The sequence below is a fragment of the Pseudomonas sp. SA195 genome (genome assembly GCF_054131565.1).
In genome coordinates, this window is sequence record NZ_CP096392.1 from 3524212 (window position 1) to 3538270 (window position 14059).

Consider the following 14059-nt stretch of genomic DNA (forward strand, 5'->3'; position numbering starts at 1 on the left):
ATGCGCATTTCTCTCGCCGTTACGGCCGCGCTTGGCCTGGTTCTGGCCGGCTGTGGCGACCGCGCTCGCCTGCCGGTCGATGCCGGCTACGGCCCGGACCCGACCTTGCCGGAACCGGTCACCTCGCTGCTACCGACGGTGAATATCGCTACAGCGACTGGCTGGCCAGAGGGCACGACGCCCGTCGCGGCAGATGGATTTCAGGTTCAGGCTTTTGCGCGTGATTTGGATCATCCGCGCTGGCTATATGTGCTGCCCAACGGCGATGTGCTGGTCGCCGAAAGCGCCGCACCGCCCAAAGAAGATAGCGGCGGGCTACGCGGCTGGATCGCCGGGAAAATCATGGCACGCGCCGGCTCCGGTAGCCCCAGTGCCAACCGCATTACCCTGTTTCGAGACACGGATGGCGACGGCTTGCCGGACGAACGTAGTCTTTTTCTCGACGGCCTCAATTCGCCGTTCGGGATGGCCCTGGTCGATGACGACTTGTATGTTGCCAACACGGATGCGTTGCTGCGCTTCCCTTACCGCGACGGCGCCACGCGCATCGAGGCCTCCGGCGAGAAGATCGTCGATCTGCCGGCCGGCCCGATCAACCACCACTGGACCAAGAACGTCATCGCCAGCCAGGACGGCGCGCACCTCTACGTCACCAGCGGGTCGAACAGCAACGTCGCGGAAAATGGCATGGACGCAGAGGAAAACCGCGCCGCAATTCTGGAAGTCGATCCTGAGCGCAAGACGCTGCAACGCTTCGCCTGGGGCCTTCGCAACCCCAACGGGCTGGCTTGGCAACCGGACAGCGGTGCGCTGTGGACGACGGTCAATGAGCGCGACGAGATCGGCAGTGACCTGGTGCCTGACTACATGACGTCCGTTCAGCGTGGCGGCTTCTATGGATGGCCTTACAGCTACTACGGTCAGCATCTGGATACGCGCGTCGAGCCGCAGCGGCCGGATCTTGTCGCCCAAGCACTTGTGCCCGACTACGCATTAGGTGCGCATACCGCATCGCTGGGCCTGGTTTTCTACGAGGGCGAACGATTCCCGACGCGCTATCGCCACGGCGCTTTCATCGGGCAACACGGCTCGTGGAACCGCAAGCCGCGCAGCGGCTACAAGGTGATCTTCGTTCCCTTCGAAAACGGCCAGCCGGCCGGTCAACCCGAGGACATCCTGACTGGATTCGTCGACGACAACGAGCAGGCCATGGGCCGGCCCGTGGGCGTCGCGGTGGACGCCATGGGTGCCCTGCTGGTCGCGGACGATGTGGGCGATGTGATCTGGCGGGTCACGCCACGCGACTGATCCGTGCCGGCCGCGGCTAGAGCACTACCGGGAGCCGACGGCTTAGGCAAATTTCCTCGGGTGTGATCGTCACGCCATAGGCCAGCACCTCGACGCCCGCCTCCACCGCCTCACGCAGCGCGGCCGCGTAGCGCGGATCGACTTCCTCCGCCGGGCGCACTGCCTCGATCCCGCTGAGGTTGACGCAATACAACTGCACGGCCCGAACACCGTCGCGGGCAAGCGCTGCCAACTCGCGCAGGTGACGGGCGCCACGGCTGGTCACGGCGTCCGGAAACGCCGCTACGGCCGTATCGCCGTAGCCCAAGGTGACACTTTTCACCTCGACGAAGGCCGGCCCCGCCGGGTAATCGAGACGAAAATCCACACGGCTGTTTTCGATGCCATAGGCCACTTCACGCTTGAGCTCGGTAAAGCCAGCCAGCGGCTCGATCACCCCGCCCAGCAGCGCTTCCTCCACGAGCCGATTGGCACGCGCCGTATTCACGCAGGCCAGCCGCCCCTGGGGCGTTTCGACCAGTTCCCAGGTGCCGGGCAGCTTGCGCTTGGGGTCGTTGTTGCGCTGAAACCACACCCGCGCGCCCTCGCTCATGCAGTTGAGCATCGAACCGGTGTTCGGGCAGTGAATGCATAGCGGTTCGCCCGTCTCGGTCAGGATGTCGGCGAAGAATCGCTTGTACCGCCGCACCAGCCGCCCTTCTTCGAGTGCCGTCGCGTAACGCATCAGCCGGCCCAGCTCTGCAGGCCCAGCGCAATGCGCTCGACCGCTTGCTCCAGGCGTGGCAGGTTCTGCGTGTAGGCGAAGCGCACGTGATGACCGGCTTGATGCCGACCGAAGTCCAGCCCCGGAGTGATCGCTACGGACTGCGTTTCGAGCATGTGCTGGCAGAAGCGGTAGGCATCGCCGCCGAACGCGGCGATATCGGCATACAGGTAAAAGGCGCCCTGCGGCTCGACGGCGATGCCGAAGCCCAATTCACGCAGCGCTGGCAGAAGGAAGTCTCGACGCCGCGCAAATTCGGCACGGCGCGCTTCGAGAATCTCGATGGTGCCCGGCTCGAAGCAGGCCAGCGCGGCGTGCTGGGCCACGGTCGGCGCGCTGATGTAAAGATTCTGCGCCAGCTTCTCGAGCTCGGGGACGGCAGCCGGAGGCGCCACCAGCCAACCCAGGCGCCAGCCGGTCATACCGAAATACTTGGAGAAACTGTTGAGTACGAACGCTTCGTCATCGACCTGCAGCACACTGGCCGCATCGGTGCCGTAGGTCAGCCCGTGGTAGATCTCGTCGACGACCAAATGGCCACCCCGCGCCCTAAGCGCAACGGACAGCGCGGCCAGCTCATCGCGTTCAAGTAGCGTCCCGGTCGGATTCGCCGGGGATGCAACCAGCGCACCGACACTGTCCCGATCCCAGTAACGGTCGATCAGTTCGGGGGTCAGTTGATAACGAACGTCCGGCCCCACCGGCACCAATTGCGCAGCTCCCTCGACAAGCCGCAGGAAGTGGCGGTTACAGGGATAGCCGGGGTCGGCCAACAGCCAGTGCCGGCCCGGATCGACCAGCAGGCTGCTGGTCAGTAACAGCGCACCGGACCCACCGGGAGTAATCAGCACCCGTTCGGGGTCAATAGACAGTTGATATCGCTCGGCGTAGAAACCGGCAATCGCCTCGCGCAGCTGCGGCAGCCCGCGGGCGGCGGTGTAGCGAGTCTGCCCAGCGGCCAGGGCAGCCTGCCCCGCCGCGACGATGGGCGCCGGGGTAGTGAAGTCCGGCTCACCGATTTCCAGGTGGATGACATCACGCCCCAACGCCTGCAGCTCGTTGGCTCGCGCCAGCAGCGCCATGACATGAAAGGGTTCGATTGCACGGCTACGCGCGCTATATGACGAGGTCATCTGACCTTCCTGACAGGAACAAAACGTGAATTCTACCCAAGGTCCCACTGACGCCGCAGCCACCATAAGATTCGGGAGTAGCGCACCCCGATTCGTTCTGGTAAGTTCGCCCGCTTGCAGCCGCAGGGCCGGCACGGGCCGGCAGAGGGACTCATTATCCTGCGCAATGGACATAGCGAGAGGCGTTCATCCATGCCCATTACCAAAACGACACCCAGCAACCAACTGATTCGCGCCTTCGTGCCCTACAAGGAGTCCAAGGGTGAGGAGTACATGAGCGACAACATGCGCGCTCATTTCACCGGCATCCTGAACAAATGGAAGCTGGAGCTGATGGAGGAAGTCGATCGCACCGTTCACCACATGCAGGACGAGGCTGCCAACTTCCCCGATCCGGCAGACCGCGCCAGCCAGGAAGAAGAGTTCAGCCTGGAACTGCGTGCACGCGATCGCGAACGCAAGCTGATCAAGAAGATCGACGAGACGCTGCAACTGATCGAAGACAACGAATACGGCTGGTGTGACTCCTGTGGCGTCGAGATTGGCATCCGCCGCCTTGAAGCACGCCCCACCGCTACGCTCTGCATCGATTGCAAGACGCTGGCGGAGATCAAGGAAAAGCAGATCGGTTCCTGATCCCGAACGGGGCGCTACGGCGCCCCGTTTCATTTGCGGCACCTGCACGCCCTGCACCATCCGCCGCGCCGTTCACTGCTCCGAGCCGGCCCATGTCACTCGCCACACCCTACGTTGGTCGCTTCGCCCCTACACCCAGCGGTTACCTGCACTTCGGCTCGCTGATGGCGGCCCTGGCGTCCTACCTCGACGCACGTGCTGCGGGCGGCCGATGGTTGCTGCGCATGGAAGATCTCGACCCGCCACGCGAAATGCCCGGTGCCCAAGCCGCAATCGTCCAGGCGCTGGAAGCCTATGGCTTCGAATGGGACGGTCCGATGGAACGCCAGAGCAGCCGGCTGGATGTTTACGCCGCCGTGATCGAACAACTCCGGGCGCAGGGGCACGCCTACGCCTGCACTTGTTCGCGCAAGCAATTGGAACCGTTCGCCGGGTTGTACCCAGGCTTCTGCCGAGGCGCTGGCCGCGATGCGGCAGATGCTGCCATCCGCCTGCTGGTGCCGGAGCGTACCTTCCGTTTCATTGATCGCGTCCAGGGCGAGTTCGGTCAGCACCTATCCACCGACGTGGGTGACTTCGTCATCCGCCGGCGCGACGGTTTGGTCGCCTATCAGCTCGCCGTGGTGCTCGATGACGCCTGGCAGGGTGTGACCGACATCGTGCGCGGCGCCGATCTGCTCGATTCCACGCCCCGCCAGCTCTATTTGCAGGAGCTACTTGGCCTGCCATGCCCGCGCTACCTGCATGTCCCGCTGATCATCCAGCCGGACGGACACAAGCTCGGCAAGCGCTACCGGTCGCCACCCCTGCAGGCCAACGAAGCCACCCCGATGCTGCTGCGCGCCTTGCGTGCCCTCGGCCAGCCGACTCCGGAACCGCTCGCCGACGCGCTACCCTACGAGATACTCGAATGGGCGATCCGCCACTGGAATGCCGACCGCATCCCGCGCGTTCGCACATTGGCCGAGGCGCAGCTAATTTGAAGCCCGCCGCCGAAAGCAGCAGGCGCGGCGCCCTAGGCCCTGGACCGGATCGGCATTCGATCATGCCACCCAGGCCGACCGAGGCGCGCATAGCCGTGAACTCGCTTCGCGCTTCAAGCTTCACCCTCCATCCATTACCATCCCCCGCACATTCGACACGAGTTCCGGCATGTACATCTACCGACTGGTGCTGCTCCTGGTCGTGGGGATCTATTTGTTCTCCCCCGCGATCATGGATTGGTGGATCGACCCCAACGGCGCCTGGTACCGGCCCTACCTGTTGTGGCTGATCCTGATCGTGGTGACGTTCATTCTTCAGAGCCAGCGCGATGCCGACGAGCTTTAGCCTCAGCCATCTGATCCTCATCAGCGTCGCCTACCTGCTTGTGCTGTTCGGCGTCGCCTGGGTCAGCGAGCGCGGCTTGATACCGCGCTGGATGATCCGCCATCCCTTGACCTACACGCTGTCGCTGGGCGTGTATGCCAGCGCTTGGGCCTTCTATGGCACCGTGGGCCTCGCCTACCAGTACGGGTACGGGTTTCTGGCGACGTACCTCGGCGTCTGCGGGGCTTTCCTGCTGGCACCGGTGCTGCTCTATCCCATCTTGCGGATCACACGCACGTACCAGCTGGCATCGCTGGCCGACCTCTTCGCCTTTCGCTTTCGCAGCACCTGGAGTGGCGCGCTGACCACCGTGGTAATGCTGATCGGCATGCTGCCGTTGCTCGCCCTGCAGATCCAGGCGGTAGCGGACGCCATCGGCATTCTCACCCTGGAGCCGCTGCAGGAACGCGTCGCGCTGGGCTACTGCGTGATGATCATGCTGTTCACCATCCTCTTTGGCGCCAAGCACATCGCGACGCGGGAGAAGCACGAGGGGTTGGTGTTCGCGATCGCATTCGAATCCGTGGTCAAGCTGGTGATGTTCGCCGGCGTCGGGCTGTATGCGCTCTATGTGGTCTTCGGCGGGCCGCACCAGCTGGAGATCTGGCTGCTGCAGAACCAGTCGGCGCTACAGGCCCTGCATACACCTTTGCAGGAAGGCCCCTGGCGCACCCTGCTGCTGGTGTTCTTCGCCTCGGCGATCGTGATGCCGCACATGTACCACATGACCTTTACCGAAAATCTCAACCCACGCGCGCTGGTCAGTGCCAGTTGGGGCTTGCCGCTGTATCTCCTGCTAATGAGCCTGGCCGTGCCGCTGATTCTGTGGGCCGGCCTGAAGCTCGGCGTCAGCACCAATCCTGAATATTTCACCCTAGGCCTCGGCATCACCGCACAGAGCGAGGCGCTTACCCTGCTCGCGTTCGTCGGCGGCCTTTCCGCCTCCAGCGGGCTGATCATCGTCAGCACCCTGGCGCTATCAGGCATGGCGCTGAATCATCTGGTATTGCCGCTGTACCAGCCGCCGGCCGAGGGCAATATCTATCGATGGCTGAAATGGACCCGCCGTAGCCTGATCCTGACGATCATCATGGCCGGCTACGGCTTTTACCTGCTGCTCGGCGCCGAGCAGGACCTGTCCAATCTCGGCATCGTTGCCTTCGTCGCCACGTTGCAGTTCCTGCCTGGCGTGCTCTCGGTGTTGTACTGGCCGACCGCCAATCGCCGCGGCTACATCATCGGCCTGCTCGCCGGCATCGCCGTGTGGGTCGTGACCATGTTGCTGCCGCTGGTCGGCAACCTGGACGGTTTCTACATCCCGCTGCTGAACGTGGTGTACGTGCTTGACGACACCAGTTGGCATCTGGCGGCGATCGCCTCGCTGGCGGTCAACGTGCTGGCGTTTTCGCTGTTCTCGCTGTTCACCGAAACCAGCCCCGAGGAACAGGCCGCAGCCGAAGCCTGCGCCGTCGAGAACGTCCGCCGCCCGCAACGCCGTGAGCTGATCGCCGCCTCGCCGCAGGAGTTCGCCACCCAATTGGCCAAACCGCTAGGCGCCAAGACCGCCCAGCGCGAGGTCGAGCAGGCGCTGCGTGATCTGCAGCTACCCTTCGACGAACATCGCCCGTACGCCCTTCGGCGCCTGCGTGATCGCATCGAGGCCAATCTGTCGGGCCTGATGGGCCCGAGCGTCGCGCAGGACATCGTAGAAAACTTCCTCTCCTACAAGAATGGCGCCGATGGCTATGTCACGGAGGACATCCACTTCATCGAAAGCCGCCTCGAGGAATACCACTCGCGCCTGACCGGCCTCGCCGCCGAGCTGGATGCCCTGCGCCGCTACCATCGCCAGACGCTGCAGGAACTCCCGATGGGTGTCTGCTCGCTGGCCAAGGATCAGGAAATCCTGATGTGGAATCGCGCATTGGAAGAGTTGACCGAGATCCCGGCGCTGCACGTGGTCGGGTCGCGCCTATCGACCATCGCCGAACCCTGGCGCAGCTTGCTTGCCGGCTTCATCAAGCAGAACGACGAGCATCTGCATAAGCAACGGCTGCAGCTCGATGGCCACAGCCGCTGCCTGAACCTGCACAAGGCGGCGATTGCCGAACCGCTGGCGCCGGCCAATAGTGGCCTGGTACTGCTCATCGAAGACCTTACCGAGACTCAGCAACTCGAAGATCGTCTGGTGCATTCCGAGCGCCTGGCGAGCATTGGCCGCCTGGCCGCCGGGGTCGCTCACGAAATTGGCAACCCCATCACCGGGATCGCCTGCCTGGCGCAGAATCTTCGCGAAGAGCGCGAGGCCGACCCCGAGATTATCGAGATCAGCAACCAGATCGTCGAGCAGACCAAACGGGTGTCGCGGATCGTGCAGTCGCTGATGAGCTTCGCCCATGCTGGCGGCCGGCAACAGAACCTGTACCCAGTGAACCTAGCCGACGTCACGCAGGACGCCATCGCCCTGCTCTCGCTCAACCGTCAGGGTACCGAGGTGCGTTTCTTCAACCAGTGCGACCCTGCCCATGTGGCCGAAGGCGACCCGCAACGCTTGGCGCAGGTGCTGATCAACTTGCTGGCCAACGCACGCGACGCCTCCAGTCCCGGCGACCCGATCCGCGTGCGCAGCGAGGTGTCGGAACAGACCGTCTACCTGATCGTTGAGGACGAAGGCACTGGTATTCCGAAAGCCATCCAGGACCGGCTATTCGAGCCCTTCTTCACCACCAAAGACCCCGGCGAAGGCACTGGGCTCGGCCTCGCGCTGGTCTATTCGATCGTGGAAGAGCATTATGGCCGGATCGATATCGACAGCCCCGCCAATCCGGAAACCCAGCGCGGTACCCGTTTCCGCATCACCTTGCCCCGGCATGTCGAGGCGAGCGATGCGATTGTTTAAAGAGGCGTGCACCCAGGCGTTCCACCCTGGCCAGCGCACCCGGCGCCCCCACCGGGCGACTGCCATGCCGATGCACGACCGCTGCCGAGCAGGCGCACTGCCCGCCACTGCCCGCAGCAGCCTCAACCCGTCGAGAGAGTACAGATGCCACACATTCTGATCGTCGAAGACGAAACCATCATCCGTTCAGCCCTGCGCCGTCTCCTCGAACGAAACCAGTACCAGGTCAGCGAGGCCGGTTCCGTTCAGGAAGCGCAGGAGCGTTTCAGCATTCAGGGCTTCGACCTCATCGTCAGCGACCTGCGCCTGCCCGGCGCGCCCGGCACCGAGCTAATCAAGCTCGCCGAGGGCACGCCGGTGTTGATCATGACCAGCTATGCCAGCCTGCGCTCGGCAGTGGACTCGATGAAGCTCGGCGCGGTGGACTACATCGCCAAGCCCTTCGACCATGACGAGATGCTGCAGACGGTGGCACGCATCATCAGCGACCACGAGCAGGCTGTGACAACGCCGGCAGCCACGCCCCGCGTGACCGGTAACACCAGCCCCGCAATACCCGGTAACAGTGACACCGGGATCGGTATCATCGGCCAGTGCGCCCCCATGCAGGAGCTGTTCGGCAAGATTCGCAAGGTCGCACCGACCGATTCGAACGTGCTCATCCAGGGCGAATCCGGGACGGGCAAGGAACTCGTCGCGCGCGCGCTGCATAACCTGTCCCGGCGCGCCAAGGCGCCGATGATTTCGGTCAACTGCGCAGCAATCCCGGAAACCCTGATCGAATCCGAGCTGTTCGGCCACGAAAAAGGCGCCTTTACCGGTGCCAATGCCGGCCGCGCCGGACTTGTCGAAGCGGCCGACGGCGGCACCCTCTTCCTCGATGAGATCGGCGAGCTGCCCCTCGAAGCCCAGGCCCGACTGCTTCGCGTTCTGCAGGAAGGCGAAATACGCCGAGTGGGTTCGACGCAATCACAAAAGGTCGATGTCCGACTCATCGCCGCGACGCACCGGGACCTGAAAACGTTGGCCAAGACTGGCCAATTTCGCGAAGACCTCTATTACCGTCTCCACGTCATTGCGCTGAAACTGCCGCCGCTGCGCGAGCGTGGCAGCGATGTACTCGAGATCGCACGGGCCTTTCTGGCACGCCAGTGCGAGCGCATCGGTGGCGAGCCGCTGCACTTTTCCCGCGAAGCCGAGCAAGCCGTTCGCCTGTATGCCTGGCCCGGTAACGTGCGTGAATTGGAAAACGCCATCGAGCGCGCCGCAATCCTCAGCGACAGCGCCGAAATCAGTGCGGACCTGCTCGGTATCGATGTGGAACTCGATGAGCTGGAGGACGACTTCGACGATAACTGCACGCCGCCTGGGGTCGTGTCGAGCGGCAATGAACCCACCGAGGATCTCTCGCTGGAAGACTATTTCCAGCACTTCGTATTGGAGCATCAGGACCACATGACGGAAACCGAGCTGGCCCGCAAGCTCGGCATCAGCCGCAAATGCCTGTGGGAGCGCCGCCAGCGCCTGGGTATCCCACGGCGCAAGTCGAGCGCGGCTGGGTAGTGAGTTGTTACCTTCACTACCCAGCCGTAACAAAAACCGGGTTCATCGGTAACGGGAACCCGGTTTTTTATGGGCAGCTGATTGGTACAAAACCATAAACACTTGAAAAATAACGATATTTAAAACCTGGCACGGCAAGTGCTTTATATCTGGCACAACAACAATAACAAGCAGACCCACAATAAGAACAAGACGTACCGGCTCCAGCAAAACAACGACAAGAAGGCGGAGGCGTAGCTAACTGATTCTTTTGGAGAGGATGTGCCCAACGGGGTGTTTTGCCCCACCACCAGGCCGAGAACAATAAAAGCTGCTAGAGCAGTGCCTGTACTGGATGGAACGAGGCAGATCAGCGACCAAAGAAATCCGTTTGCTCTTTGCTCCCAACGTAGGAGCGATTCCCCGAAGCGATGGCTGACGGGAACGGGTGATCAAACAAAAACAACACGCCCGAAATACTAATAACAAAAAAGCACGCGACATCATTTGAAAGGGGGAGCTTCGGCTCCCCCTTGTGCTATATGGCCGCTGTCGTTTTGACACCTCCCCGCGCTTCGTTCACCATCCCGGCACCCGGTGCTAGAATCCTCGCTCGTTTCGTGGCTTTTCGCTGCATCACATCACCTTTCGCCACACAGTGCCTCTCATGCTGAAAAAGCTGTTCCAGTCTTTTCGTTCTCCCCTGCGCCGCTTCCCGCATCCTCGCCGCACACCCGAAATACTGTCCAGCCGGCAGCATTCGCTGCACCGCAACGATTTCAGCCGGCACGCCGTCAGCGTTGTCGAGCGACTTCAGCAGGCCGGCTACCAGGCTTACGTCGTCGGTGGCTGTGTACGCGACTTGATGCTCGACCTCGAACCCAAGGATTACGACGTAGCGACCAGCGCCACACCTGAGCAGGTTCGTGCCGAGTTCCGTAATGCACGGGTGATCGGGCGCCGTTTCAAACTGGTCCATGTGCACTTCGGACGAGAAATCATCGAGGTGGCGACCTTCCGTGCAAACCACCCAGAAAGCGACGAGGACGAGGACAGCCACCTGTCGGCACGCAACGAGAGCGGCCGCATCCTGCGCGACAACGTCTACGGCACGCTTGAAGACGATGCCCAGCGCCGCGACTTCACCATCAACGCGCTTTATTACGATCCCTCGACCGAACGCGTGCTGGACCATACCCATGGCGTCCATGACATTCGCAACCGCTTGATCCGCCTGATCGGCGACCCCGAGCAACGCTATCAGGAAGACCCGGTGCGCATGCTCAGGGCGGTGCGCTTCGCTGCCAAACTCGATTTCGAGATCGAGAAGCACAGCGCCGAACCGATCGCCGACCTGGCAGACCTGCTTGATGATGTTCCCGCCGCACGGCTGTTCGACGAGGTCATCAAGTTGTTCTTGTCCGGCAAGGCGGAGCGCACGTTCGACCTCTTGATGGAGTTCGATCTCTTCGCTCCGTTATTTCCCGCCAGCGCCGCCGCGCTGGAAGATGATCCAGACTACGCCGGCACGCTGATCCGCAACGCCCTGGCCAATACCGACCAGCGGATCGCCCAGGGCAAACCAGTCACCCCGGCGTTTCTCTTCGCCGCGCTGCTGTGGCCGGCACTACCGGCTCGGGCTGCCGAAATCCAGGCGCGCGGCCTGCCGCCGATTCCGGCCATGCAGGAAGCTGCACACGACATCGTGTGGGAGCAGTGCCAGCGCACCGCAATCCCCAAGCGATTCAGCATGCCGATGCGCGAGATATGGGACATGCAAGAGCGCCTCCCGCGTCGCCAAGGGCGCAGGGCCGACCAATTGCTGGATAACCCCAGGTTCCGTGCTGGCTACGACTTTCTGCTGTTGCGCGAAAGCGCAGGCGAAGAAACCGGAGGGCTTGGCGACTGGTGGACCGATTACCAGGAGGCCAACGAAAGTGAACGCCGCGCGATGATCCGCGGGCTGGGTAACAAGGAAGGTGGTGCAGCTCCGCGCAAGCGCCGCCGCAACAACCGCCGTAAGTCCGGCCCGAACGACGGCGCGCCGGCGCCTGCTGACTGAATGGAGCGCGCCTACATCGGTCTTGGCAGCAATCTGGCCGAGCCCCGCCAGCAATTGCGCGCCGCGCTCGAGGCCCTGACCCTGCTCCCCCGAACGAGGCTAGCGGCCGTCTCGTCGCTATACCTAAGCGATCCGCTGGGCCCACCTGACCAACCACGCTACAACAATGCTGCGGCCGCGCTCGACACGACATTGCAGCCGATTGAACTGCTGGATGCCCTGCAAGCCATCGAAGCCACGCAAGGACGTCAGCGCAAGGCCGAGCGCTGGGGGCCGCGCACGTTGGATCTGGACATCCTGCTGTTCGGCGACCGTCTGATCGATGAATCTCGTCTGAAGGTGCCGCACTACCATATTCAGGCTCGCGCGTTCGTCCTGTATCCACTCGCCGAAATCGCGCCGCCTGACTTGCGCCTGGCGGACGGTCGGCTTCTGGCAGACCTGCTCGCCAATTGCCCATTCACTGGGCTCGAGCGACTCGAGACGCCGCTGTAACGCTTGGGTAACAGGCGTCACCTGCCGGTAACACTGCCGATTGACTTAGCCTGCCGCCATCGGGACTATAGCGGCCCGCCGCCGGCACGCATTCAAATAGGGCAAGCCGCCCGCTGCCGGTGCAGCATGGCTACTCGAGAGGCTCTAGGAGGACGGCATTCATGCCAGACGTAACCCTGACAACCCTGCAAGGCCTCAAGCAAAAGGGCGAGAAAATCGTCATGCTCACCTGCTATGACGCCACCTTTGCCAAAACCGCCAGCGAAGCCGGTGTAGAAATGCTGCTGATCGGCGACTCCCTCGGCATGGTGCTGCAGGGCCATGACAGCACGCTTCCCGTTTCGGTCGACGAAATGGCCTACCACACGGCCTGCGTCAAACGCGGCAATCGCGGCGCCATGATTGTCGCCGACCTGCCATTCATGGCGAACGCGACAGTCGAGCAAACATTGGACAACTCGGCTCAGCTCATGAAAGCCGGGGCCCACATGATCAAGGTGGAAGGCGCTGCCTGGCTGGCCGAGTCGATCTCGCTGCTGGCCGAGCGCGGCATCCCCGTCTGCGCGCACATGGGGTTAACGCCACAGGCAGTCAACCTGTTCGGCGGATACAAGGTGCAGGGCCGCCAGGAAGCGCAGGCACAACGTATGATCGAAGATGCTAAGGCGCTCGAAGCAGCCGGCGCCGCCATGCTGCTGCTCGAATGCGTGCCCAGCGAGCTGGCCGAGCGCCTCACCCAGGCTGTCAGCGTGCCGGTGATCGGCATTGGTGCCGGTAGCGCTACGGATGGCCAGGTGCTGGTCCTGCACGACATGCTCGGCCTTTCACTGACCGGCCGCGCGCCCAAGTTCGTCAAGAACTTCATGTCCGAGCACGGTGACATTCCCTCAGCCATCGCGGCCTACGTCAAGGCGGTCAAGGCCGTCGAATTCCCTGCGGTCGAACACGGATTTTCAGCATGAACGTGGTCAGGACAATAGCTGACCTGCGCGCGGCGGTATCGCGCGCGCGCAGGGAAGGAAAGCGCATCGGCTTCGTGCCGACAATGGGCAACCTGCACGCCGGGCATATCGCCCTGGTGAAAAAGGCCGGCCAGCGTGCCGAGTTCGTCGTCGCGAGCATCTTCGTCAACCCACTGCAGTTCGGGCCCAACGAAGACCTGGCAAGCTACCCGCGCACCCTCGCGGCCGATCAGGAAAAGCTCGTCGAAGCCGGTTGCCACCTACTGTTCGCGCCAAGTGTCGAGGAGATGTACCCCAACGGCCAGGCGCTGCAGACCATTGTTCGCGTACCCGGCGTGTCCGAAGGGCTTTGCGGCGGCAGCCGCCCGGGCCACTTCGACGGTGTCTCCACGGTCGTCAGCAAGCTGTTCAACATGGTATTGCCGGACCTTGCCGTGTTTGGCGAGAAGGATTTCCAGCAACTGGCCGTCATCCGCACCATGGTGCGCGACCTGAACATGCCGATCCAGATCATCGGCGAGCCCATCGTAAGGGCCGAGGACGGTCTCGCACTCTCCTCACGTAACGGCTACCTGAGCACTCAGGAGCGGGCCGTTGCGCCGACGCTGCACCGCACACTGGTAACGATCGCCGACGCCATCCGACAGGGCGAGCGCGATTTCGCCGCGCTACTGGCGTCCGGCACGGATGGCCTATTGGCGGCAGGTCTGCGGCCCGATTACCTGGAAATTCGCAATGCGCTGGACCTGCAACCTGCAGACGGCAGCCACGGCGAGCTGGTGATCCTGGCGGCTGCCTTCCTGGGCAAGACCCGACTGATCGATAACCTGCTGGTCGAGGCGCCATCGGCGACGCCCTGAACTGCGGTAAAACCGGTACCAGACTGTCCGA

12 protein-coding genes are annotated in these 14059 nt (G+C 63.0%); 10 read left to right on the top strand and 2 right to left on the bottom strand.

Features of this window, described 5'->3' with window-relative positions; translation table 11 throughout:
• A complete protein-coding gene (locus M1D78_RS16440; protein ID WP_437421060.1) occupies positions 1 to 1308 on the top strand; it encodes a PQQ-dependent sugar dehydrogenase in 1308 nt (435 codons plus the stop codon).
• A 16-nt stretch (positions 1309 to 1324) separates the two neighbouring features.
• Here the strand turns inward: M1D78_RS16440 and sfsA are convergent, their stop codons facing one another.
• Complete coding sequence (sfsA, locus tag M1D78_RS16445; RefSeq protein WP_437421061.1) at positions 1325 to 2032, bottom strand: DNA/RNA nuclease SfsA; 708 nt, start codon at positions 2030 to 2032, stop codon at positions 1325 to 1327.
• Positions 2032 to 3204 (bottom strand): pyridoxal phosphate-dependent aminotransferase, encoded by a 1173-nt coding sequence (locus M1D78_RS16450; protein WP_437421062.1) that lies wholly within the window; start codon positions 3202 to 3204, stop codon positions 2032 to 2034. Before M1D78_RS16450 ends, sfsA begins: the two co-directional genes overlap by 1 nt.
• 192 nt (positions 3205 to 3396) lie before the next feature.
• Here M1D78_RS16450 and dksA point away from each other — a divergent pair, with 192 nt between their 5' ends.
• The 9 genes from dksA to panC all read left to right on the top strand — a co-directional run bounded on the left by dksA (position 3397) and on the right by panC (position 14028).
• Positions 3397 to 3840, top strand: a complete 444-nt coding sequence (gene dksA, locus M1D78_RS16455; protein WP_019342101.1) for an RNA polymerase-binding protein DksA — start codon at positions 3397 to 3399, stop codon at positions 3838 to 3840.
• 92 nt (positions 3841 to 3932) lie between these two features.
• Positions 3933 to 4823 (top strand): tRNA glutamyl-Q(34) synthetase GluQRS, encoded by an 891-nt coding sequence (gene gluQRS, locus M1D78_RS16460; protein ID WP_437421063.1) that lies wholly within the window; start codon positions 3933 to 3935, stop codon positions 4821 to 4823.
• Between the two features lie 169 nt (positions 4824 to 4992).
• The gene (locus tag M1D78_RS16465) at positions 4993 to 5169 is read left to right on the top strand and encodes a hypothetical protein (protein ID WP_003095129.1); all 177 of its coding nucleotides are present in this window, start codon (positions 4993 to 4995) and stop codon (positions 5167 to 5169) included.
• Positions 5153 to 8107, top strand: coding sequence for a sensor histidine kinase (locus M1D78_RS16470; protein ID WP_437421064.1), 2955 nt, complete (start codon positions 5153 to 5155; stop codon positions 8105 to 8107). Before M1D78_RS16465 ends, M1D78_RS16470 begins: the two co-directional genes overlap by 17 nt.
• 144 nt (positions 8108 to 8251) lie before the next feature.
• Entirely contained in the window at positions 8252 to 9670 is a 1419-nt protein-coding gene (locus M1D78_RS16475) for a sigma-54-dependent transcriptional regulator (RefSeq protein WP_437421065.1), read from the top strand.
• 646 nt (positions 9671 to 10316) lie between these two features.
• A complete protein-coding gene (locus M1D78_RS16480; RefSeq protein WP_437421066.1) occupies positions 10317 to 11711 on the top strand; it encodes a polynucleotide adenylyltransferase PcnB in 1395 nt (464 codons plus the stop codon).
• The gene (gene folK, locus M1D78_RS16485; RefSeq protein WP_437421067.1) at positions 11712 to 12206 is read left to right on the top strand and encodes a 2-amino-4-hydroxy-6-hydroxymethyldihydropteridine diphosphokinase; all 495 of its coding nucleotides are present in this window, start codon (positions 11712 to 11714) and stop codon (positions 12204 to 12206) included.
• Between the two features lie 161 nt (positions 12207 to 12367).
• Positions 12368 to 13168, top strand: coding sequence for a 3-methyl-2-oxobutanoate hydroxymethyltransferase (panB, locus tag M1D78_RS16490; protein ID WP_437421068.1), 801 nt, complete (start codon positions 12368 to 12370; stop codon positions 13166 to 13168).
• Positions 13165 to 14028 (top strand): pantoate--beta-alanine ligase, encoded by an 864-nt coding sequence (gene panC / locus M1D78_RS16495; RefSeq protein WP_437421069.1) that lies wholly within the window; start codon positions 13165 to 13167, stop codon positions 14026 to 14028. The genes panB and panC overlap by 4 nt, the downstream gene beginning before the upstream one ends.
• Positions 14029 to 14059 lie beyond the last annotated feature (31 nt).

Coding starts and splice junctions, on each gene's coding strand:
- M1D78_RS16440 (WP_437421060.1), top strand. CDS start 1: ATGCGCATTTCTCTCGCCGTTACGGCCGCGCTTGGCCTGGTTCTGGCC.
- sfsA (WP_437421061.1), bottom strand. CDS start 2,032: ATGCGTTACGCGACGGCACTCGAAGAAGGGCGGCTGGTGCGGCGGTAC.
- M1D78_RS16450 (WP_437421062.1), bottom strand. CDS start 3,204: ATGACCTCGTCATATAGCGCGCGTAGCCGTGCAATCGAACCCTTTCAT.
- dksA (WP_019342101.1), top strand. CDS start 3,397: ATGCCCATTACCAAAACGACACCCAGCAACCAACTGATTCGCGCCTTC.
- gluQRS (WP_437421063.1), top strand. CDS start 3,933: ATGTCACTCGCCACACCCTACGTTGGTCGCTTCGCCCCTACACCCAGC.
- M1D78_RS16465 (WP_003095129.1), top strand. CDS start 4,993: ATGTACATCTACCGACTGGTGCTGCTCCTGGTCGTGGGGATCTATTTG.
- M1D78_RS16470 (WP_437421064.1), top strand. CDS start 5,153: ATGCCGACGAGCTTTAGCCTCAGCCATCTGATCCTCATCAGCGTCGCC.
- M1D78_RS16475 (WP_437421065.1), top strand. CDS start 8,252: ATGCCACACATTCTGATCGTCGAAGACGAAACCATCATCCGTTCAGCC.
- M1D78_RS16480 (WP_437421066.1), top strand. CDS start 10,317: ATGCTGAAAAAGCTGTTCCAGTCTTTTCGTTCTCCCCTGCGCCGCTTC.
- folK (WP_437421067.1), top strand. CDS start 11,712: ATGGAGCGCGCCTACATCGGTCTTGGCAGCAATCTGGCCGAGCCCCGC.
- panB (WP_437421068.1), top strand. CDS start 12,368: ATGCCAGACGTAACCCTGACAACCCTGCAAGGCCTCAAGCAAAAGGGC.
- panC (WP_437421069.1), top strand. CDS start 13,165: ATGAACGTGGTCAGGACAATAGCTGACCTGCGCGCGGCGGTATCGCGC.